The organism is Stutzerimonas kirkiae (genome assembly GCF_004327335.1).
GTDB lineage: Bacteria > Pseudomonadota > Gammaproteobacteria > Pseudomonadales > Pseudomonadaceae > Stutzerimonas > Stutzerimonas kirkiae.
In genome coordinates this window covers 1-22,064 of the sequence record NZ_QJUO01000004.1, presented here as the reverse complement: position 1 = coordinate 22,064, position 22,064 = coordinate 1, and the positions used below count along the sequence as shown (strand labels likewise).

At 65.6% G+C, this 22,064-nt stretch carries 19 protein-coding genes; 14 read left to right on the top strand and 5 right to left on the bottom strand.

What is annotated here, in order from left to right; all coding sequences use genetic code 11:
- The first annotated feature begins 92 nt into the window (after positions 1 to 92).
- Entirely contained in the window at positions 93 to 728 is a 636-nt protein-coding gene (locus DNJ95_RS03900) for a LysE family translocator (RefSeq protein WP_131183412.1), read from the top strand.
- 21 nt (positions 729 to 749) lie between these two features.
- Here DNJ95_RS03900 and DNJ95_RS03895 read toward each other — a convergent pair whose 3' ends face one another.
- Positions 750 to 2,045: an NAD(P)/FAD-dependent oxidoreductase gene (locus tag DNJ95_RS03895; protein ID WP_131183411.1), complete on the bottom strand. Its 1,296-nt coding sequence runs from the start codon at positions 2,043 to 2,045 to the stop codon at positions 750 to 752.
- A 108-nt stretch (positions 2,046 to 2,153) separates the two neighbouring features.
- On the opposite strand from DNJ95_RS03895, the gene DNJ95_RS03890 reads away from it, so the two are divergent.
- Complete coding sequence (locus DNJ95_RS03890; protein ID WP_165491585.1) at positions 2,154 to 2,987, top strand: IclR family transcriptional regulator; 834 nt, start codon at positions 2,154 to 2,156, stop codon at positions 2,985 to 2,987.
- Positions 2,988 to 2,996: 9 nt separating this feature from the next.
- On the opposite strand, the gene DNJ95_RS03885 is transcribed toward DNJ95_RS03890, so the two are convergent.
- Positions 2,997 to 3,596 (bottom strand): helix-turn-helix domain-containing protein, encoded by a 600-nt coding sequence (locus tag DNJ95_RS03885; RefSeq protein WP_131183409.1) that lies wholly within the window; start codon positions 3,594 to 3,596, stop codon positions 2,997 to 2,999.
- Between the two features lie 249 nt (positions 3,597 to 3,845).
- On the opposite strand from DNJ95_RS03885, the gene glnT reads away from it, so the two are divergent.
- The 12 genes from glnT to DNJ95_RS03825 all read left to right on the top strand — a co-directional run bounded on the left by glnT (position 3,846) and on the right by DNJ95_RS03825 (position 17,851).
- The gene (gene glnT / locus DNJ95_RS03880) at positions 3,846 to 5,180 is read left to right on the top strand and encodes a type III glutamate--ammonia ligase (RefSeq protein WP_131183408.1); all 1,335 of its coding nucleotides are present in this window, start codon (positions 3,846 to 3,848) and stop codon (positions 5,178 to 5,180) included.
- A gap of 123 nt (positions 5,181 to 5,303) precedes the next feature.
- The gene (locus tag DNJ95_RS03875) at positions 5,304 to 6,224 is read left to right on the top strand and encodes a class II glutamine amidotransferase (protein ID WP_131183407.1); all 921 of its coding nucleotides are present in this window, start codon (positions 5,304 to 5,306) and stop codon (positions 6,222 to 6,224) included.
- Positions 6,221 to 6,904, top strand: coding sequence for a GltB/FmdC/FwdC-like GXGXG domain-containing protein (locus DNJ95_RS03870; protein WP_131183406.1), 684 nt, complete (start codon positions 6,221 to 6,223; stop codon positions 6,902 to 6,904). The genes DNJ95_RS03875 and DNJ95_RS03870 overlap by 4 nt, the downstream gene beginning before the upstream one ends.
- A gap of 103 nt (positions 6,905 to 7,007) precedes the next feature.
- Positions 7,008 to 8,330, top strand: coding sequence for an FMN-binding glutamate synthase family protein (locus tag DNJ95_RS03865; protein WP_131183405.1), 1,323 nt, complete (start codon positions 7,008 to 7,010; stop codon positions 8,328 to 8,330).
- Between the two features lie 323 nt (positions 8,331 to 8,653).
- The gene (locus DNJ95_RS03860) at positions 8,654 to 9,973 is read left to right on the top strand and encodes an ammonium transporter (protein WP_131183404.1); all 1,320 of its coding nucleotides are present in this window, start codon (positions 8,654 to 8,656) and stop codon (positions 9,971 to 9,973) included.
- A gap of 809 nt (positions 9,974 to 10,782) precedes the next feature.
- Positions 10,783 to 11,325, top strand: coding sequence for a dimethylamine monooxygenase subunit DmmA family protein (locus DNJ95_RS03855; protein ID WP_131183403.1), 543 nt, complete (start codon positions 10,783 to 10,785; stop codon positions 11,323 to 11,325).
- The gene (locus DNJ95_RS03850) at positions 11,322 to 12,266 is read left to right on the top strand and encodes a PDR/VanB family oxidoreductase (RefSeq protein WP_131183402.1); all 945 of its coding nucleotides are present in this window, start codon (positions 11,322 to 11,324) and stop codon (positions 12,264 to 12,266) included. The genes DNJ95_RS03855 and DNJ95_RS03850 overlap by 4 nt, the downstream gene beginning before the upstream one ends.
- A gap of 12 nt (positions 12,267 to 12,278) precedes the next feature.
- A complete protein-coding gene (locus DNJ95_RS03845) occupies positions 12,279 to 13,307 on the top strand; it encodes a heme-dependent oxidative N-demethylase family protein (RefSeq protein WP_131183401.1) in 1,029 nt (342 codons plus the stop codon).
- Positions 13,308 to 13,403: 96 nt separating this feature from the next.
- Positions 13,404 to 14,534 carry an aminomethyl transferase family protein gene (locus DNJ95_RS03840; protein WP_131183400.1) on the top strand — a complete coding sequence of 377 codons (1,131 nt, stop codon included), beginning with the start codon at positions 13,404 to 13,406 and terminating at the stop codon, positions 14,532 to 14,534.
- Between the two features lie 183 nt (positions 14,535 to 14,717).
- Entirely contained in the window at positions 14,718 to 15,059 is a 342-nt protein-coding gene (locus DNJ95_RS03835) for a DMT family transporter (protein WP_131183399.1), read from the top strand.
- Positions 15,060 to 15,069: 10 nt separating this feature from the next.
- A complete protein-coding gene (locus DNJ95_RS03830) occupies positions 15,070 to 15,759 on the top strand; it encodes a type 1 glutamine amidotransferase (protein WP_131183398.1) in 690 nt (229 codons plus the stop codon).
- A gap of 415 nt (positions 15,760 to 16,174) precedes the next feature.
- Entirely contained in the window at positions 16,175 to 17,851 is a 1,677-nt protein-coding gene (locus DNJ95_RS03825; protein ID WP_242671913.1) for an MFS transporter, read from the top strand.
- Between the two features lie 72 nt (positions 17,852 to 17,923).
- Here DNJ95_RS03825 and DNJ95_RS03820 read toward each other — a convergent pair whose 3' ends face one another.
- The 3 genes from DNJ95_RS03820 to DNJ95_RS03810 all read right to left on the bottom strand — a co-directional run.
- Positions 17,924 to 18,445: an HAD family hydrolase gene (locus DNJ95_RS03820; RefSeq protein WP_131183397.1), complete on the bottom strand. Its 522-nt coding sequence runs from the start codon at positions 18,443 to 18,445 to the stop codon at positions 17,924 to 17,926.
- Between the two features lie 245 nt (positions 18,446 to 18,690).
- Positions 18,691 to 20,169 carry an aldehyde dehydrogenase family protein gene (locus DNJ95_RS03815; protein WP_131183396.1) on the bottom strand — a complete coding sequence of 493 codons (1,479 nt, stop codon included), beginning with the start codon at positions 20,167 to 20,169 and terminating at the stop codon, positions 18,691 to 18,693.
- A 28-nt stretch (positions 20,170 to 20,197) separates the two neighbouring features.
- The coding region (locus DNJ95_RS03810; RefSeq protein WP_131183395.1) for a methyl-accepting chemotaxis protein at positions 20,198 to 22,064 on the bottom strand (1,867 nt) is incomplete at its 5' end.

Genomic DNA, 22,064 nt, shown 5'->3' with positions numbered 1-22,064 from the left:
ACCGCTGGCGTATCGGGACTCTGGAGCCTGGCTGGAATATGCTGCCTGGGCCAGGCAGTATATTCCTTATCGCCCGCCCAGGAGCCACACCCATGCCCGAACTGTCCAACCTGCTTGCCTTCGCGCTTGTCTCGCTCGGCATGGTGCTCACGCCCGGGCCGAACATGGTCTATCTCATCTCGCGGTCGATCTGCCAGGGCCGGATGGCCGGGCTGATTTCCCTGGGCGGCGTAGCGCTGGGTTTCGTCTTCTATATGCTTTGCGCCGCGCTGGGCATCACGGCGCTGCTCATGGCGGTTCCCTACGCGTATGACGCACTGCGCATCGCCGGGGCGCTCTATCTGCTCTACCTGGCCTGGCAAGCGGTCCGGCCCGGCGGGCGTTCCGCGTTCCAGGTGCGCGACCTGCCCAGGGACGGCCCGCGCCGGCTGTTCGCGATGGGCTTCGTCACCAACCTGTTGAACCCCAAGATCGCCATCATGTACCTGTCGCTGCTGCCCCAGTTCATCAGCCCCGCCGATCATGGCAGCGTGCTGACGCAATCCCTGCTGCTGGGCTTCGTGCAGATCGCCGTAAGCATCAGCGTCAACGCCCTGATCGCCATCATGGCGGGCTCCATCGCGGCCTTTCTCGCCGGCCGGCCGCTGTGGCAGGTGGCGCAGCGCTGGCTGATGGGCACGGTGCTGGCCGGCCTGGCCGTGCGCATGGCCGTCGAGGGGCGCCGCTGAACGGGCTGTGTGCCCATGCGATCAAAGCCGCGCAAAGCGGAACGGTGCGGGATCGACCAGCGGGGCGCTGCCGTCGATCAGGTCGGCGAGCAGGTGGCCGGCGCCGGGGGCGATGCCGAAGCCGTGGCCGGAATAGCCGGTGGAGAGGAACAGGCCGGGCAGTGATTCGACCGGGCCGATCACCGGGATGGCATCCGGGGTGACGTCCATCACCCCGGCCCAGCTTTGTTCCACCTTGAGCTCGCGGAAGAACGGGAACACCTTCGCCAGTTCGCGGCGCGCCTCGGCGAGGATGCTTGCCGAGGGCTGCGGGTCGAGCACCCGGCAGGCTTCGAAGGGGCTGGGGCCGTCCGCCGGCCAGTGCCGTGGCAGGCGCAGTTCGTCGAGGAAGCGCCGGTCCAGGCGTACGCGCACCTCGCGGAACTGCTTGCCCAGGGCCGGCAGGAAGTCGCGCAGGTAGCGGAAGCTGTCCGGGGTGACCGGCGCCAGGTTGCCATTGCGCTGGGCGATGCTGTAGCCGCCGTCCTGGCGCTTGCGAAAGGCGTAGCGGCTGGCGCCCACTGCCAGTTCCGGGCCGCCTGGCATCGGTGCGGTGCGCAGTACCGAGGCAATCACCTTGAGCTGCGGCAGGCGGATGCCTAGGTTGGCGCAGAACAGCGAGGACCAGGCGCCGCCCGCCAGTACCACGCTATTGCAGCGCAGCCGCCCGCGCTCGCTGAACAGCCCGACCACTCGGCCGCCTTCGATATCCAGGCCCCGCACCGCGCAGCGGGTCAGCAGGCGTGCGCCCTGGCGCTGTGCGGCGCGGGCGATCACAGCGCTGGCCAGGTGCGGTTCGGCGCGCCCGTCGAGGGGCGAATGCAGGGCGCCGGCCCAGCCGGCGCGAACGCCTTCGGGCAGCAGCCGTTGCAGTTCGCCGCGCTCCAGCAGATTCGCTTCGGCGCCATGCCCGCGGGCCGCCGCCAGCCAGTCGGCCTGCTGCTGCAACTGGCTGTGGTTCTCGCAGGCATAGAGCACGCCGCTGCGGCGAAAGCCGAGGTCTTCGCCGAGGCCGGCCTGCCAGTCGTCCCACAGGCGCAGGCTGGCCAGCGCCAGCGGCACTTCGGCCTGGTCGCGGCCCATGCTGCGGCACCAGCCCCAGTTGCGCGAGGATTGCTCGGCGCCGATCGCGCCCTTCTCCAGCAGCACCACCGGGATGCCACGGGATGCCAGCCAGTAGGCGGTGCTGACGCCGATGATACCGCCGCCGATGATGGCGACTTCGCTTGCATCGGGCAGGTGGCTGTCGCCGTCGAGGGTTTCGATCTGCGGGTACATTGCTGGCTCCGGGCCGGGATGAGGATGTGCCGAGATTGCCGTGGGGCGGTCGGCGTGCAACTTGCATCGGCGTGCCCCGTCGATCTTTATCAGCATGTGAGAATGGCCATGACGGACCACCCGCACGTGCCATCCGGGACCCAGGCCCTGGAGCGCGCCTTTCTGCTGTTGCGGCTGATCGCCGCCGCCGGTGTGCAGGGCGCCGATATGGCCACCCTGTGCGAGGGCTGCGACTGTTCCAGGCCGACCCTCTACCGGCTGTTGCAGGCCCTGCGCCGCCAGGGCTTCGTACGTCCGGCGGAGCGGCGCGGGCGCTATGTGCTGGGCTACGAGCTGTTCGCCCTCGGCGCCCAGGCCGGCAATGCCAGCGCCCTGCGCGAATGGGCGCGGCCGGTGCTGCTGCGGCTGGCGCAGCGCTTCGGCGACAGTTTCTTCCTGCTGGTGCGCGACGGCTACGACGTGCTGTGCCTGGACCTGCTGGCCGGCGAGCAACCGGTGCAGAGCTACAGCCGCAGCGTCGGCGGGCGTATCCCGATGGGCGTGGGGCAGGCCTCGCAGGTGCTGCTGGCGCATATGCCGCGCGCCGAGCGCAAGGACATCCTGCGCCATAACGCGGCGGTGCTGCGGCTGGAGTACGGGCTGGATATCGAGCTGCTCGCCGCCAGCCTGGACAGCGTGCGCCGCCTGGGTTTCGCCAGTGGCCTGGCGGACCGCCGGCTGCCCGGCTATACCGGGTTGGCGGTACCCATCCTCGACGCCGCGGGAGCGCCGCTGGGCGCGCTCAGTTGCGCCCTGGCGCGCCCGCGCATGACCGAGGCACGACGCCGGGCGCTGGCCCAGGCGATGCGGGAGGCAGCGGCAAGCTGCAAGCCACAAGCTTCAAGTAAAAGCGGAAAAGAAGAATCCAGGCAACGTTCAGGCGCCAGCATCCACCCTGATTGAGCTTGCAGTTCAGTCCTTGCCATAGTTCATGATCGACAGCAGGCGGACCGGTACCTGGACCAGTTTTTCCGGGCCGTGGGGCACTTCGCCCTCGAAGGTCAGGCTGTCGCCGACATGCATGGGGTAGAGCTTGTCGCCGTGGCGGTAGATCAGTTCACCCTCGATCAGGTAGAGGAACTCGGTACCGGGGTGGGAGAAGGTCGGGAATTCCTCGCTGGCGTCATCCATGCTGACCATATAGGCCTCGAAGTTTTTCTTCGGGCCGCGGGTATGGTTGAGCAGGTGGTAGGTATGGCCCTTCTCGGTGCCGCGCCGTACCACTTCCATGCCTCCGCCGGCCTGCACCAGCAGGGCGCCGCCACCTTGCTGGTCGTACTGGCCGAACAGCTTGGACATGGGCATGCCGAGCACGTCGCAGAGGCGGCTCAGGGTGTCCAGGCTGGTCGATACCTGGGCGTTCTCGATCTTGCTGAGCATGCCCTGGCTGATGCCGGCGATACGTGCGACATCGGCGATCTTCAGTTCCTGGGCCTGGCGCTGGCGACGGATCTGCATACCCAGGTATTGCTCGAGCTTGAGGCGGGGGAGGGCGTCTAGGTTTTTGCTCATGCGGGCCTGCACGTTCCTTTGATTAGAATAAAATATTCGCACCAAGAATTATCAGTCGGCATCTATTTGGTGCATCCGATTGGCTCGGCTTTCCCGGTATGAAAGCATTTTTCCCCTGTGGATAGAAGAAAACCGGGGCATACAGGGAAAATTGAGGCGGGTACACAGATTGGCAAGCTGCTTGCATTTCTTTTCAGGAAATTAAATTTCCCTTCAGGAATTAATAGCGGCGCAATCGGAGGCCAACCCATGTTGCCCAGTGAAACCCAGAAAGTCATCGACCAGTACGACATCAAGTACGTGCTGGCCCAGTTCGTCGATATCCATGGCGCGGCCAAGACCAAGTCGGTGCCGATTTCCGGGCTGGAGGCCGTGGCGGAAGCCGGCGCCGGTTTCGCCGGCTTCGCCATCTGGGGCATGGGCATGCAGCCGCATGGCCCGGACTTCATGGCCCGTGGTGATCTTTCCACGCTGATCCCGGTACCCTGGCAGCCCGGCTATGGCCGGGTGGTGTGCATCGGTCACGTCAATGGCCAGCCGCACCCCTATGACTCCCGCTATGTGCTGCAGCAGCAGGTGCAGCGCCTGGCGGAGCGTGGCTGGACCTTGAATACTGGCCTGGAGCCGGAGTTCAGCCTGTTCCGCCGCGACGCCGATGGCAAGCTGAAGCCGGTGGACGACAGCGACAAGCTGGAGAAGCCCTGCTACGACTACAAGGGCCTGTCGCGTTCGCGCACCTTCCTCGAGAAGCTCACCGAGGCGCTGCAGCCGGTCGGCTTCGATATCTACCAGATCGACCACGAGGACGCCTGCGGCCAGTTCGAGATCAACTACACCTACAGCGATGTGCTGGAGTCGGCGGACCGTTTCACCTTCTTCCGCATGGCCGCCGGCGAGATCGCCAACGACCTGGGCATGGTCTGCTCGTTCATGCCCAAGCCGGATCCCAAGCGTGCGGGTAACGGCATGCACTTCCACCTGTCGATCGCCAGCAAGGACAGCAAGAACCTGTTCCATGACGCCAGCGACCCGAACGGCATGGGCCTGTCGAAACTGGCCTATCACTTCGCCGCCGGCCTGCTGGCCCACGGCCCGGCGCTGTGCGCCTTCGCCGCGCCGACGGTGAACTCCTACAAGCGCCTGGTGGTGGGGCGTTCGCTGTCCGGTGCGACCTGGGCGCCGGCGTTCATCGCCTACGGCGACAACAATCGCTCGGCAATGCTGCGCATCCCCTATGGCCGCCTGGAGTTCCGCCTGCCGGACGCCGGCTGCAACCCCTACCTGGTCAGCGCCGCGATCATCGCCGCCGGCCTCGACGGTATCGACCGGCAACTGGAGCCGGGCAAGCCCTGCAACGAGAACCTCTATGACCTCAGCCTGGAGCAGATCGCCGCCCGCGGCATCGAGACCCTGCCGCAATCGCTGAAAGAGGCCTGCGATGCACTGGAGGCCGACCCGCTGTTCCGCGAGGTGCTTGGCGCCGAGATCGTCGACGAGTTCATCAAGCTCAAGCGCATGGAGTGGGTGGAGTACAGCCGCCATGTCAGTGACTGGGAAATCGAGCGCTATACGGAATTTTTCTGAGTTGCAAGCTGCAAGCTGCAAGCCGCAAGCCAGAGCGGTTCGTGGTGTTCACAACATTGCTATCAACTCGGTCAGCTTGCAGCTTGAGGCTTGCGGCTACCGAACGAAGTGAGGACTGCCTTTATGTGTGGAATCGTAGGTCTGTATCTGAAGAACCCCGCGCTGGAAAGCCAGCTCGGCAAGCTGTTCGAACCGATGCTGCTGGCCATGACCGACCGTGGTCCGGACAGCGCTGGCTTCGCCATCTATGGCGATGAGGTCCAGGATGGCTGGATCAAGCTGACCCTGCAGGCGGGCGATGCGTCGTTCGACTGGAAGGCCCTGATGGGCGAGCTGGAAGGCCGCCTGGGCTGCTCGCTGGACTGGTTCCAGAATGCCAGCGCCGCGGTATTGAAAACCAACGCCAGCGAGGAGGCGGTGCGCACCGAACTTGCCGACCTGGCGCCGGACGTACGGGTGATGAGCGTCGGCCAGAGCATCGAGATCCTCAAGGGCATGGGCCTGCCGGAAGAGATCAGCCAGCGCTTCGGCCTCGCCGGCATGAAGGGCAGCCATATCATCGGCCATACCCGCATGGCCACCGAGAGCGCCGTGACCATGGAGGGCAGCCATCCGTTCTCCACCGGCCAGGACCTGTGCCTGGTGCACAACGGCTCGTTGTCCAACCACTTCCGCCTGCGCCAGGAACTGCGCCGCCACGGCATCGAGTTCGAGACCGAGAACGATACCGAGGTGGCTGCCGGCTACCTGACCTGGCGCCTGCGCCAGGGCGACTCGCTGAAGGAAGCGCTGGACCATTCGCTGGAAGACCTCGACGGTTTCTTCACCTTCGCCATCGGCACCCGCGACGGCTTCGCGGTGATCCGCGACCCGATCGCCTGCAAGCCGGCGATCCTCGCCGAAACCGACGACTACGTGGCCATGGCTTCGGAATACCAGGCGCTGTCCAGCCTGCCGGGCATCGACCAGGCCAGGGTCTGGGAACCTGAACCGGCCACCATGTATATCTGGGAAAGAGCCACCGCCCAAGGAGCGCACGCATGAAAACCATCGACCTTTCCAGCGCCTCGGTGCGCGACCTGAACCAGGCCCTGCACGACCAGACCACGCGGCTCGACGAGCGTGAATGGCGCGTCACCCACAGCGGTGGCAAGCACAACCTGGCCGTCGGCCTGAACGAAGAACTGAGCGTGGATATCCAGGGCCACGCCGGCTATTACTGCGCCGGCATGAACCAGAAGGCCAATATCACCGTGCATGGCAACGTCGGCGTCGGTGTCGCCGAGAACATGATGTCCGGCTCGGTGCGGGTCAAGGGCAGTGCCTCGCAGTCGGCCGGCGCCACCGCCCACGGAGGGCTGCTGGTGATCGAGGGCGACGCCGGCGCGCGTTGCGGCATCTCGATGAAAGGCGTGGATATCGTGGTTGGCGGCAGCATCGGCCATATGAGCTGCTTCATGGCCCAGGCGGGCCGGTTGGTGGTGTGTGGCGATGCCGGCGATGCGCTGGGCGATTCGCTGTACGAGACGCGCATCTACGTCCGCGGCACGGTCAAGTCACTGGGCTCGGACTGCATCGAGAAGGAAATGCGCGCCGAGCACCTGGCGGAGCTGCGGGAACTGCTCGACCAGGCCGGTTTCGATGCCGACCCGGCCAGCTTCAAGCGCTACGGCTCGGCCCGCCAGCTCTACAACTTCAAAGTCGACAACGCTTCGGCGTACTGACCGATCCTCATTTCGTAGGCTGGGTTGAGCGTAGCGATACCCAGCGATCGTCACGCTGGGTATCGGCGCTTCGCGCCTCGACCCAGCCTACAGGAGCATTTCCATGAGCAACGAACATCCCCCGGTCCTGCGCGAGTCGGCCACTTTCGACCGCCTGACCATCCAGGAAATCCAGCGCGCCGCCGAGACTGGCATCTATGACATCCGTGGTGGCGGCACCAAGCGCCGCGTACCGCACTTCGACGACCTGCTGCTGCTCGGCGCCAGCATGTCGCGCTATCCGCTGGAAGGTTACCGCGAGAAATGCGGTACCGACGTGGTACTCGGCAACCGTTTCGCCAAGAAGCCGATCCACCTGCAGATCCCTGTGACCATCGCCGGCATGAGTTTCGGCGCGCTGTCCGCCCAGGCCAAGGAAGCCCTTGGCCGTGGCGCCAGCATCGCCGGCACCAGCACCACCACCGGCGACGGCGGCATGACCCCGGAAGAACGCGGCCAGTCCCGGCACCTGGTCTACCAGTACCTGCCGTCGCGCTACGGCATGAACCCGGACGACCTGCGCAAGGCCGACGCCATCGAGATCGTCCTCGGCCAGGGCGCCAAGCCGGGCGGCGGCGGCATGCTGCTGGGCATGAAAGTCACCGAGCGGGTGGCTGGCATGCGCACCTTGCCGGTCGGCGTCGACCAGCGTAGCGCCTGCCGTCACCCGGACTGGACCGGCCCGGACGACCTGGCGATCAAGATCGCCGAGATCCGCGAGATCACTGACTGGGAAAAACCCATCTACGTCAAGATCGGCGCCAGCCGCCCCTACTACGATGTCAAGCTGGCGGTGAAATCCGGTGCCGACGTGATCGTCCTCGACGGCATGCAGGGCGGCACCGCGGCGACCCAGGAAGTGTTCATCGAGCACGTCGGCATCCCCATCCTCTCGGCGATCCCGCAGGCGGTGCAGGCGCTGCAGGAAATGGACATGCACCGCAAGGTGCAACTGATCGTCTCCGGCGGTATCCGCACCGGCGCCGATGTGGCCAAGGCCATGGCGCTGGGAGCCGACGCGGTGGCCATCGGCACTGCGGCGCTGATCGCGCTCGGCGACAACCACCCGAGCCTGGACGACGAACTGAAGAAAATCGATTCCGCCGCCGGCTTCTACGACGACTGGCAGAACGGCCGCGACCCGGCCGGCATCACCACCCAGGACCCTGAGCTGTCCAAGCGCCTCGACCCGGTCGCCGCCGGCCGGCGCCTGGCCAACTACCTGCGGGTGCTGGTGCTGGAGGCGCAGACCATGGCCCGCGCCTGCGGCAAGTCGCACCTGCACAACCTCGACCCCGAGGACCTGGTTGCGCTGACCGTGGAGTCGGCCGCCATGGCGCGGGTGCCGCTGGCCGGCACCAGTTGGGTGCCCGGGCAGAAGTTCTAAGCAGCATGCCGTTCAACGTCTTCGAAAAGACGGTAGGGGGTCATGACGGCCATAGAGCCTGAAAAGACGAGAAGAGCGCTGGGGGCTTGAGGCTGGACGAAGTGCGGCGCTCCCTTTTCGTCCAGCCTTCGTTGCTCATGCCGTCGAAGCAAGTGTGCGCTCAAATCCTGAGCGAATTCGTAGGATGGGTTGAGCGCAGCGATACCCATCGAGTGCATGCCCTGGGTAGCGCTGCGCTCAACCCGGGCTACGAGAACACTTCGGGACGAAGACGTTGCAAGGCATGGTTCTAAGGTTAATCACGTGTATTCAGGAGTAATGCTATGGAACTCGGTAAGAGCGCGGCCGCAGTGTCGCGCATGGGGCTTGTCGGACTGGGCCTGCTGCCCGGCCTGGCGCTGGCCGACGAGGCGGTGCTGAACAGTGGCGACACCGCCTGGATGATGGTGTCCACCGTCCTCGTACTGATGATGCTGGTGCCCGGCCTGGCGCTGTTCTACGGCGGCATGGTGCGCAGCAAGAACATCCTCTCGGTGTTCACCCAGTGCCTCGCGGTCGGCGGGGTGATCGGCGTGCTGTGGGTGATCTACGGCTACAGCCTGGTGATCGATACCACTGGCATGGAGGCCGGGGTGCTGAACTTGCACAGCCTTATCGGCGGCTTCGACCTGGCGCTGCTCACCCACCTGACCCGCGACTCGCTGGTGGAAGGCATCCCGGAAAGCGTGTTCGCCACCTTCCAGATGACCTTCGCCATGATCACGCCGATGATCATCGCCGGCTCCTTCGCCGAACGCATGAAGTTCTCCTCGATCCTGCTGTTCTGTGTGCTCTGGTTCACCTTCTGCTACGCGCCGCTGGCGCACATGGCCTGGGGCGGCGACGGCGGCCTGCTGTGGGACTGGGGCATTCTCGAGTTCGCTGGCGGCACCGTGGTGCATATCAACTCCGGGGTCGCCGGCCTGGTGGCCTGCCTGATGCTCGGGCGTCGGCGCGGTGGAGCCACGCCGCCGCACAACGTGGTGTTCGCCCTGGTCGGCGCGACGCTGCTGTGGGTCGGCTGGTTCGGCTTCAATGTCGGCTCGGCGGTGGCCGCCAATGGCAACGCCGGCATGGCGATGCTCACCACCCAGGTCGCCGCCTGCGCCGGCATCGTCGGCTGGCTGCTGGCGGAAACCCTGCGCAACGGCAAGCCGACTGCCCTGGGCGCGGCTTCCGGCGCGCTGGCCGGGCTGGTGGCGATCACCCCGGCCTGTGGTTTCGTCGGGCCGATCGGGGCGATCGTCATGGGCCTGGTCAGTGGTGTGGTGTGCTTCTACGCCATTGTCGTGGTCAAGCGTCGGCTCGGTTATGACGATAGCCTCGACGCCTTCGGCCTGCATGGGGTCGGCGGCATCGTCGGTTCGCTGCTCACCGGTGTGTTCGCCTCCACTTCACTGGGTGGATTCGAGGAGATCGCCATCGGCGCGCAACTGTGGATCCAGCTCAAGAGCGTGCTGTTCACCCTGGCCTACTGCATCATCGTGACTTTCATCCTGCTCAAGATCACGTCGCTGTTCACCCGTGGCCTGCGGGTCAGCGAGGAAGACGAGCAACTGGGCCTGGATATCTCCGCGCACAACGAGCGCGCCTACAATCCCTGACGGGCACGGATAAAGCGGGCGCAGGCGGCAGGCCAAAACTTGAAGCGGAACCTTCAAGCTTGCCCTGAAGCCTGTGCGATGCAACCAAACGTCCTGCTGGCGCGCACGGCAGCTTCCGCTTCTTCGTCGCTGTCCCAGGGCCGGGCCATGCGGATGTTCACTCCACCGATCTGAATACCCGCCTGCTCTGCACCTTGCGAGCGAAGCCGGGCAAGCCCGATTCTACGACCCCAATCCCAATCCCAATCCCAATCCTGCGATGCCAGGGCCGAGCCTGTACTCGCATGCTCGTGGGGAACCCGGCTGTTTCAATTGCTCAAGCGCAAGCAAGCGCGCTGCCGGTTTCAGCGCCTCGTCGAAAAAATCCTGGGAAAGTCAAGTTCTTCCTGAATACCGTCAGCGGTCATGGATATCATTGCCAATCATTCACATCCAGCCTGGCCGTGGATCGCCTTCTGCCGCCACCCGCCTTGATATCCGCGCCGGCATCCAGCCCGGCCCTTGCGCCGCCTCGTGTCGACACGAGGCGGCGACTTCCGTGAAACACCCCGTTTTCACCCGTAAAAACAGTACTTCAAAAAAAGCCTTCATGCGCCGAATGGGCGCGCAATTTCAGTGTTTGAACCGGCTTTGTGCAAGAAAACAGCCTCTTTTGCAGGCTCATGCCGCGAATGCCAGAAGCCTCGCGGGTTGAGCGAATCTGGCACGCTCCATGCTTTCCCTTAAGGAACAAAAAGTTCTCATAAGTAATTTTGCGGGCAGAACCCATTCACTCGCAGGCGCTGCCGAACGCCCAGGAGAGGAACCCAATGACTGCGCAAAGCACTGACATCATGTTCAGTAAACCAAGATACGCCACCGAGGTCGTCGCACACCCGGCCAGCCGCCGCCTGCTGGTGGCGCAGGACGCGTCCAGCGCCGCGCCGCTGTTGGCGCTGCCGGCACCGAAACTGTTGCTCAGCCTGGGCGGCGAACTGCCCGATGGTATCGAGCAGGAATGCCTGCCGAACCCCGAAGCCCTTTACCTGCGCCTGCAACTGCTGCTGGAGCAGGCACAGGCTGGCACCCGCCTGTATGTGGTCGGCGACGAAACCTTCCTCTGGCACGTTCATCGCCTGGCCCGGCAGGCCGGCCTGCTCGGTGACGAAATCGAGCTGTTCAAGCAGGGCGAGCGCCGGCGTCTCTATTGCGTGCACTGCGCCACCTTCCAGGATATCGCCGAAGTGGGCGAGACCTGCTGCAGCGGCTGCGGCCTCAAGCTGCTGGTACGCGAGCACTTTTCCGCGCGCCTGGGCGCCTATATGGGTGTCTGTCTCGACCCCGACCGTCCATTCGGGGAGGTACGGGCATGAGCGCGCTGATGGAAGTCAAGGTCACCAACGTACGCCAGTTGACGCCGGTGGTGCGTGAATTCACCTTCGAAGCGCTTGCCGGCAGCTTGCCGGGCTTCTCCTCCGGCAGCCATGTGCAAGTGCAGGTGCCGCTGCCGGGACGCACCCTGCGCAATGCCTATTCGCTGCTCGGCGATCCGGCCGAGTCGCAGCGCTACCGCATCGCTGTGCGCCTGCAGGACGATTCGCGCGGCGGTTCGCGTTACCTGCACGAGCAGGTGGCGGTGGGCGACAGCCTGACGATCGGTGTGCCGAGCAATCTGTTCCCGATGCATTCGCAAGCCCGCCATCATGTACTGGTGGCCGGTGGTATCGGTATCACCCCCTTCATGTCCTATATCGCGGCGCTACAGGCGTCCGGAGCTTCCTTCGAACTGCACTATGCGTTCCGCCGCGGGCTGACCGACGCCTATGTGAGCGAACTGAGCGAACGCCTGGGCGAGCGCTTCCATGCCTATGACGCGGCCGCCGGCCAGCGCCTTGACTGCGCCGCGCTGCTGTCGGGGCAACCGCTGGCCAGCCATGTCTATGTGTGCGGCCCGCAAAGCCTGTTGGACGCCATCCGCGCCCAGGCCCAGGCCCTTGGCTGGTCGGACGGGCGCCTGCACTGGGAAGCCTTCGCCTCGCCCGAACCGGGCCTGCCGTTCACCGTGGAACTGGTGCGCAGCGGCCAGCGTCTTGAAGTGCCTGGCGACCATAGCCTGCTGGAAGCGCTGGAGGGGGTTGGCGTCGAGGTGCCCAACCTGTGCCGCGGCGGCGTCTGCGGCCAGTGCGCCACGCGCTACCTGGGCGGCGTTGTGGAGCACCGGGATCACTACCTCGATGAAACCCAGCGCGGCGAAGCGCTGATGCCTTGTGTTTCCCGTGGCGGCTGCTCCAGCACGCTGCTGCTCGATCTTTGAGGAAAACCTGCCATGTCCGTCGTGATGAAACCGCTGGAAACCTACCGGGACGATTTCACCTTCAGCAACAGCCCGCAGGCGATTGCGCGCTTTCCCTTCCCCTTCCCGGAAGACAACTACATGTACTCGGTGAATATCGAGCCGGCCACGCCGCGCGAGCCGGGGTCGGTGTTCGAGCACTGGTTCGATATCGATGAGCACTATGTCTCGGAGATGGCCGAGCGCGCCCGGGTGCTGGAGCGGGACCCGGACCGTTGCCTGGTGATGCCGCACATGGCCCTGGCCGCCTGGGAAACCCTGGAAATGCTGATGACCCACCTGGCCGTGGACTACCCGGAGTACTTCAGCCTGGACCGCGACGGTGACCAGTGGCACTGGACCAACCGCGCTCTGGGCATCGAGCAGGCGTTCACCTTCGGCGATGCCAGCACCCTGCCGTATGAGCCGCTGGAGTACATCACCCGTCAGGCCCAGGCCGACTTCGCCCTGCTCGACCAGCGCGACGGCAACCTGTTCATGGATGCCGGCATGGTCACCGGCCCGGCCGACTGGTCGATCAAGTTCGATGCCGGTATGAGCTTCCTCGACTGGCACACTCCGGTACCGGGCGTGGCGCACAAGATGGGGGTGTTCGAACGGGCGTTGAAGTATCTGCTGAACGTCCAGGTCGGCCACCCGGTGCGCCGCCTGAACTGGACCATGACCATCAACCCGCGCCTGGATACCGCCTCGGAGACTTTCCATGAATGGGGCCATGAGCGTGGTCTGGTGACGCCCGAGAACGTGGCGAAGCTGGTGCACCTGCGTGTCGAGCTGCAATTCCTGGCGCGCCTGCCGCGCAGCAATGCGGAGTTGTTCAGCATCCGCACCTACCTGGTCAGCCTGGAAGAGCTGGCCACCAACCCGGCCTGGGCCTGCCGCCTGCACCGCGTCCTGCGCGACCTGCCCGAGGCCCTGGCCGACTACAAGGGGCTGACCCGCTACCGGCAGATGGCGGTGGACTGGCTGCGCCAGTTCGACCCCGAGGCCAAGGCCGCCTGAATACGAGACCTGCCCCTCTGCCGTGAACGGGAGAGGGGCGCTGAAGCGCTTGCCTGCGTGCGGGCCCGAATCGAACAACAGAACAGGAGCATCACCATGGCCAATTCCTGGCGCATTTCCGCCCTTGCCGATCGCCATCGCGCACTGGGTTCCAACCTCGAGGACTGGAGCGGCATGGGGACCGCCTGGACCTATGACAGCGACCTCGCCGACGAGCACGAGGCGATCCGTACCCGCGCCGGGTTGATGGACGTATCCGGGCTGAAAAAGGTCCACTACGTCGGCCCGCATGCCGAGAGCCTGCTGGAATACGCCACCAGCCGCGACATTTCCAAGGTCTACCCGGGCAAGTCGGTGTACGCCACCATCCTCAACGAGGGCGGCAAGTTCATCGACGACTGTGTGATCTACCGCACCGGCCCCAACGCCTTCATGGTGGTGCACGGTTCCGGCAGCGGCTACGAGTCGCTGGTCCGTTCGGCCATGGGCCGCCAGGTGGTGGTACTGTTCGACGACGACCTGCACGACCTGTCGCTGCAAGGCCCGCTGGCGGTGGACTTCCTCGCCGAGCACGTGCCGGGCATCCGCGAGCTGCCGTACTTCCATCACCTGCAGACCAAGCTGTTCGAGCGCCCGGTGATGATCTCGCGCACCGGCTACACCGGCGAGCGCGGCTACGAAATCTTCTGCAAGGCCGCCGACGCGCCCTTCATCTGGGACAGCATCCTGGAAAAGGGCAAGGACCTCGGCATCATCCCCTGCGCCTTCACCGCGCTGGACTGGCTGCGGGTGGAGAGCTACCTGCTGTTCTTCCCCTACGACAACTCGGAGATGTACCCCTTCGCCGACCAGCCGGCCGGCGACACCCTCTGGGAGCTGGGGCTGGACTTCACCGTGTCGCCGACCAAGGGCGACTTCCGTGGCGCCACCGAGCACCGTCGCCTCAAGGGCAAGGAGCGCTTCAAGATCTTCGGCGTGCTGCTGGAGGGCGACAAGGCCGCCGAGGGCGGCGACACGCTGTGGGCCGATGGCAAGCAGGTCGGGGTGATCACCTGCGCCGTGTACTCGCGGCTGACCGGTAAATCCATGGCCATCGCCCGCCTCGACCCGGCCTATGCCGAACAGGGCATAGCGCTTGAAGTCCAGGGGAGCCTGGCGGTCAAGGCCATGGCCCATACCCTGCCGTTCGATGACCCGGAGAAAAAGAAACGCACCGCCAAGGGCTGAACGACTGTCGATGGCGTTGGAGCCGGTGGGAGGGCCGTGCGCAGGGAGAGCATGGCGCGTCCTGCGGACCACCGACGAGTCATAACTGGCGCCCTGCTGGCGCCAGGCAATGAGTTCCTGGGGCAAGGGAACAGGGCCACATGGATGCGGCCCGACTTGCCGGGACCCGGATGGAGACAAAAGATGGCCTGGCTGAATGGATGGGGCTTCCTGTTGCTGGCAGGCTTCTGCGAAGTGCTGTACGCCTCGATCATTCCCCGTACCGAAGGCTTCACGCGGTTATGGCCGAGCCTGTACTGCGCCTTTTTCCTGGCTTTGAGCATCTACCTGCTGAGCCTTTCCGTGCGCGTGCTGCCGCTGGGGCTGGCCTATGCCGTATGGGTCGGCATAGGCACCCTGGGCACCGTGCTCTATGGCATGCTGTTCATGGGCGAGCACCTCGGCGTGCTGCGCAGCCTGTGCCTGGCGATGATCGTCGCCGGCATCGTCGGCCTTAAGATGGCGACACCCGAACACACCATCTGAGGAAACAGCCATGCGTGTGCATGTCCTGCAACACGTCCCGTTCGAGGATATCGGCAGCATGGCTGGCTGGTTCCGCGATCGCGGCGCGCAATTGTCCTATACCCGTTTCTACGAAGCGGACGCACGCCTGCCCGCGCCGGAGGGCTTCGACCTGATCGTCGCCATGGGCGGGCCGATGAGCGTCAACGACGAAGCGACGCTGCCCTGGCTGGTCGAGGAAAAGCGTTTCCTGCGTACGGCCATCGCCGCCAACGTGGCGGTCCTGGGTGTCTGCCTCGGTGCGCAACTGATCGCCAGCGCTCTGGGGGCGGCGGTGCATCCCAACGACGAAGCGGAAATCGGCTGGTTCCCGGTGCGGCGTGCCAGCGCGGCCGAAGGTTGCTTCCGCTTCCCGGACGAACTGACCCTGCTGCACTGGCACGGGGAAACCTTCGAACTGCCCGAGGGCGCCGTGCTGCTCGCCTCCAGCGAGGCCTGCCGGCACCAGGCCTTCCAGCTCGGGCGGCGGGTGATCGGTTTGCAGTGCCACCCGGAAATGACCGAGACAATCGTCGCCGACCTGCTGGCCGAGTTCGCCGACGACCTCGCGCCCGCCCGCTGGGTGCAGGCTCCCGCTGAAATGGCCGGGGTAGCGGTTGCGAGCTACCTGGCGGGGCAGTCGTTGATGGCGGAGATACTGGCCTATCTCTTGAAGAAATGATCCCTGCAACAGGTGCCGGCGCGGTCGTGCCGAACCTCGACAGACCCTGTGGGCTGTTGGCGTTTCGCTTTAACTCATTGATTCGGATGGAAATATATTTCCAATTCAGCCCTCCGGACGGGCTTCTTCGAGGCACAAGCGGCCTTCGGCCTTCGATTAAAAGCGCTGACGGCTGAACGCTGGACGAAAGAGCTGGCGCCGTGTGCCGCTCGTTCAGCCGCCAGCCAAGCGCTTTTCGGCGGTCCACTTGTGCCTCGATCCGGCCACCCATGCCGAAACGTCAACAGCTCCTAGACCAATGTCTAGTGCTGGTTGCCATTCTCCCGTCTAGCCTCCCTGACAGAACAATCACAAGAAAGACGTCCGGGTACAGGGCGATTCACGCTCTGGCCGAGTGGGCGTCATGGAGGCAGCCATGAGCGCAGCAACGACAGACGGTGCACATGAACCGGCCAGGCCGATGACGGCGGAGGAGCGGAAAGTCATTTTCGCCTCTTCCCTCGGCACCGTTTTCGAGTGGTACGACTTCTACCTGTACGGATCGCTCTCGGCGATCATCGCGGCGCAGTTCTTCTCGGGCGTCAATCCTACGGCCGCCTTCATCTTCGCGCTCATGGCCTTCGCCGCCGGCTTCGCGGTGCGTCCGTTCGGTGCGATTTTCTTTGGCCGCCTGGGCGACCTGGTCGGACGCAAGTACACCTTCCTCATCACCATCCTGATCATGGGCCTGTCGACCTTCATCGTCGGCATCCTGCCTTCCTACGCGGCCTGGGGCATGGCGGCGCCGATCATCCTGGTGATCCTGCGGCTGTTCCAGGGGCTGGCGCTCGGCGGCGAGTACGGCGGCGCGGCGACCTATGTCGCCGAGCATGCGCCACATGGCCGGCGGGGCTTCTACACCGCGTGGATCCAGACCACCGCGACCCTCGGCCTGTTCCTCTCGCTGCTGGTCATCCTCGGCACCCGCACCTGGCTCGGCGAGGAAGAATTCGCCGCCTGGGGCTGGCGCATCCCCTTCCTGCTGTCCATCGTGCTGCTCGGCGTCTCGGTGTGGATTCGCCTGACCCTGAACGAGAGCCCGGTGTTCAAGCGCATGAAAGAGGAAGGCAAGACCTCCAAGGCGCCGCTCACCGAAGCCTTCGGGCGCTGGGAAAACGCCAAGGTGGCGCTGGTCGCACTGTTCGGCGGCACGGCGGGGCAGGCGGTGGTCTGGTACACCGGCCAGTTCTACGCGCTGTTCTTCCTGACCCAGACCCTGAAGGTGGAAGGGGCGACGGCCAATATCCTGATCGCCATCTCGCTGCTGATCGGTACGCCGTTCTTCATCGTGTTCGGCTGGCTGTCCGACAAGATCGGCCGCAAGCCGATCATCCTCGGCGGCTGCCTGGTCGCGGCGCTGACCTACTTCCCGCTGTTCAGCCTGATCACCCACTACGCCAACCCCGCGCTGGAACAGGCGCAGGCCTCGGCGCCGGTGACCGTGGTGGCGGACCCGGGCGAATGCTCGTTCCAGTTCAACCCTGTCGGCACCTCGCAATTCGTCAGCTCCTGCGATATCGCCAAGAGCTTCCTGGCGCGCAACTCGGTGAACTACTCGAACGAAGCGGCGCCGGCCGGTACCGTCGCCAGCATCCGCATCGGCGAGCGGACCTTATCGTCCTTCCCGGGGGCCGGTTTGTCGGCTGAAGAGTTCAAGGGACGGACCGATGCCTTCAACACCAGTATGACCGACGCCATCCGTGCAGCCGGCTACCCGGCCAAGGCCGATCCGGAACGGATCAACAAACCGATGCTGGTACTGCTGCTGACCGTGCTGGTGCTGTTCGTGACCATGGTCTACGGCCCCATCGCGGCGCTGCTGGTGGAGCTGTTCCCGACGCGCATCCGCTACACGGCCATGTCGCTGCCCTACCATATCGGCAACGGCTGGTTCGGCGGCTTCCTGCCGACCACCGCCTTCGCCATGGTGGCGGCCACCGGCGATATCTACTACGGCCTCTGGTATCCGATCATCGTGGCGGTGATGACCTTCTTCATCGGCCTGTTCCTGATGCCGGAAACCAAGGACCGGGACCTGCGCAACTGGCACTGAACAACGCCGTGGGCGGGGGCTTCCCGGCGCGCTGGCATTCACTGGCAAGGCCCCGTCGCACGGGGCCTTCGTCTATCGGGACGGTGGCGGCAAGGCTGTCGTGACCCAGGCCGAGAAGGTGGTCAGGCGTTGCACCTGGGGCGTCGCGATTTCACCCTTCGGCAAGCGGCCATGGGGGTTGAACCAGACGCCCTGCACACCGAAGCGCCGCGGGCCGAGGGCGTCCTGTTCATAGGAGTCGCCGAGCATGGCCAGGCTGTCCAGCGGCACTGCCAGCTCGTGTGCCACGACCTGCCAGAAGGCCGCCTGGTCCTTCCTGTGGCCGATCTCCACGAAACAGAAGATATGGCTGAAATAACGCTCGATGCCCACGCGCGCCAGGGCGCGTTCTACCATCGGGCGAGACGAGAGCGAGGCATTGCTGGCGATGGCCAGCGGCACCTGGCCATCCAGCGCCTGCAGGCATTCGAGCGCGCCTTCGACAAGGGCGACCGCCGGCCAGAGGGCCATGGGGATATCGTCGGGGCCCTGTTCCGACATCAGGGTGCCGCCCCAGTCGAAGCAGACGGCGCGGATAGGGGCGAGAAGGGTCATATAGGCTCCATGGCCAGGGCGATTCCCGCTGTTCGATAAAAGCCCTGGAGGCTGGGTGAAGAACACCGGCTGTCACGTTCTTGCGTCCAGCCGCCAGCGCTCCTTTCGGCTCTTTGCCGTTGGGGCCGCGGCCTGGGCGGCCTGCGCAACAGCGCATCGCCGGGATACCTGATCCTTGCCCAAGCGCCCCGGGCTTGCAAGGCCGGTAGCGATTACTGGAAAGACAGGTACCCGGTGGCCGCTCTTCACTTCATATACCAGCCCCATGCCTCGGTGCTTTCGTAACGGGTGATCTGCTTGGTTTCCAGGTAGTTGTCCAGGCCCCATTCGCCCAGTTCGCGGCCGATGCCGCTGCGCTTGACGCCGCCCCAGGGCAGTTCGCTGAAGGTGGGTTGCGAACAGTTGATCCAGACGATGCCGGCCTGCAGCTTGCGGGCGATCCGTTCACAGCGCTCGAGGTCGGCGGACATCACGGCGGCGGCCAGGCCGAATTCGCTGTCGTTGGCCAGGCGCACGGCTTCGGTTTCGTCGTCGAAGGGGTTGACGCAGACCACCGGGCCGAAGATTTCCTCGCGCCACAAGGCGCTTTGCAGCGGTACATCGGCGAATACCGTGGGTTGCATGAACCAGCCGGCTGGGCGATCCGCCGGTGGTTCGCCGCCGCACAGCAGGCGCGCGCCGTCGGCGATGCCCTGGGCGATGGCAGCGCTGACCCTGGCGTGCTGTGCGGCACTGACCAGCGGGCCGAGCAGCACGCCATCCTCCAGGCCGTTGCCGATGCGAATCCTTCGTGCCTGCTCGGCCAGCCGTTCCAGCAGGCTGGGGTAGAGCGAGCGTTGCACCAGCACCCGCGAGGTGGCGGAGCAGACCTGGCCCTGGTTCCAGAAGATGCCGAACATGATCCATTCCACCGCCGCGTCCAGGTCGCTGTCGGCGAATACCAGGAATGGCGACTTGCCGCCCAGTTCCAGGCTGATGTTCTTCACGTCGCGGGCGGCGGCCCGCATGATCCGGCTACCGGTGGGGACGCTGCCGGTGAAGGCTACCTTGTCCACGCCGGGGTGTTCGACCAGGGCGGCGCCGGCTTCGCTGCCGAGGCCGGGCAGGACGTTGAGTACACCCGCGGGCAGCCCCGCCGCGTCGGCGATGCGCGCCAGTTCGAGGGCGGTCAGTGGTGTCAGCTCCGACGGCTTGAGCAACATGCAGCAGCCGGCGGCCAGGGCTGGCGCGACCTTCCAGGCGGCCATCAGCAGTGGATAGTTCCAGGGGATCACCGCCGCCGCCACGCCGACCGGTTCGCGTACCACGCTGGCGCGGAAGCGCTCGTCGCCGAGGGGCACCTCGCGCTCTTCGCCATCCAGGCGTTCGGCCAGCCCGGCATAGAAGTCGAAGCAGCCGGCGGCGTCGGCGATGTCCCATTGCGCTTCCGGCAGCGGCTTGCCGTTGTCGCGGACTTCGAGGATCGCCAGTTCCTCCTGGCGTGCGCGAATGCCTTCGGCGATGCGCCGCAGCACGGCGGCGCGCTCGTGGCCGGGCAGGCGCGGCCAGGGACCGCTGTCGAAGGCGCGCCGCGCCGCCTGCACCGCCAGTGCGACATCATCGGCGCCGGCGGCGGCAACCCGGGCCAGCAGGCTTGCGTCACTGGGGTCGAATACCTCGAAGGCGCCGCCGCCAACCGGCGCGCACCATTGGCCATCGATATACAGGCTGGGGCGTTCGAGCATGCCGGACTCCTTGGTCGTCGAGGGGTGTTCAGGGTTCGTTCACGGCCAGGCTGTCGGCATCGTGCACGCCGGTGGCGAACTGCCAGTGGGCGTCATCGTAGACCTTGCCGAGCCAGCGCTGCACCAGCTCGCGATAGGCCGGCTGGTTGCGGTAGTTACCGATAAAGGCGTTCAACGCCGCCAGCAGGCTGGCGTTGCAGGCCTGGTTGGCCACCGCCACCGAGTAGAACCACAACTGCGGGCTGAGGTTGCCGGGGAGGATTTCCAGTTTGCCGCGCCAGGGGCTGCCGTCGCCGTTGCAGGCCCAGTGGTAGATCGGCAGGTCGACGGCGAAGGCGTCGACGGTGCCGTCGGCCAGGCAGTCGTGGATCAGGCTCTGGTCGCTGTAGGTCAGCAGGTTGGCCAGTTCGATGCTCCCGCCCGGTTTGCCGCGGTTGGCCTGCCAGCGCAGGCCGCGCTCCTCCAGGGTGGAAATCGCCGCGGGGTCGTTGATGCAGCCGAGCACCTTGCCGCGCAGGTCTTGCGCGGACTGGATACGCAAGTCGCCGCTGCGCTTGGCGAGTACGTAGGGCAGGAACACATAGGGTGTGGAGAAGGCCACCTGGTCGTAGCCGGGCATCGGCGGCATGGCGCTCCAGACCAGGTCGGCCTCGTTGTCGCGGCGCTGGGCGCCGCTTTCCAGCAACTGCAGGCAGCGGTCCCAGGGGTGTTCGATAAAACGGCATTCGACACCCAGCGAGCGGGCGAAGGCGCGCGCCAGTTCCGCATCCAGGCCTTGCAGCGGCTTGCCGGGCGCGGTGCGGAACGACAGCCCCTTGAATGCCGGCTCGATGGCGATGCGCAGTTCACCGCGTGCGCGGATGTCCGCCAGTCGATCGTAGCCGGGGTCGGCGTGCAGGCGTTCTTCATGCAGCAGGCGTTGCAGGTCGTGGCTGCGAGCCTCTGCATCCGGCTTGGCATAGATCGAGTCCAGGTCGCTGAGCAGCGCGCTGCTCCAGTTGCCATGGGCGCGCAACTGCTGGTCGGCGCTCTGCCCGAGACGCACGCCGGCGGCGATGATACGGTTGTTGCCTTCTATTTCATCCAGGCGCGCACTCATCTGGCCGAGCAGGTCGCCGAGGGTCGAGAGCGAGCCGTCGACCCGGGCGCTGAGCTGTTCCAGGCGGCTGGCGGCGGCCTCCAGCAGCGCGTTCAGGCGTTGGCTGATATGGCTCATGTCGATCTGTTCGAAGGCCTGCCTGGCGTTGGCCTGGGTACGCAGGGAGAGGTCGCGGATTTCCGTGGCGACCACCGAGAAACCGCGCCCGGCATCGCCGGCATGGGCCGCTTCGATGGCGGCGTTGATCGACAGCAGTTGTACCGTGCGACCGATGTCGTCGATCGCCTGGATCACGTTGTGCGAGGCTTTGGCGCGTTCTTCGATGACCTGCAGCAGGCCGTCGAATTGTTCGGAGAAGAAGCGCCGGGTGCCGTCCAATTCCTCCTGGGTCTCGCTGCGCAGGCCGTCGGCGCTGCGGCTGCTGTCATCCAGGAAACCACGGGTATGGTCGAGGAAGGTGAGCTGTTCGCCGCTGCGTGCGGCGATTTCCGCCAGGCCGTTCTCGGTCAGGTCGATGGCCTGCCGGGCATGCCGTTGCAGCGCTTCCAGGCGTTCGAACAGCAGGCGTAGGGGAATCCGTTCAGTCGGTGGTGGCGCGGGCCTGAGGCCCTGTTCCAGGCATTCGCGCAGGGCCACGGGCATTTCTTCGCCCAGGCGCAGGGCTTCGGCGGGATCCCCGGCCAGCAAGGCCTGCTGCCAGGCGCTCAGGCGCGGAGGCTTGGGCGATAGCCATGCCATGCCGGACTCCTTATCGAAACGCCCTGCGTGGCTGGGCAGAGGCAGGGCGGGATGGGTG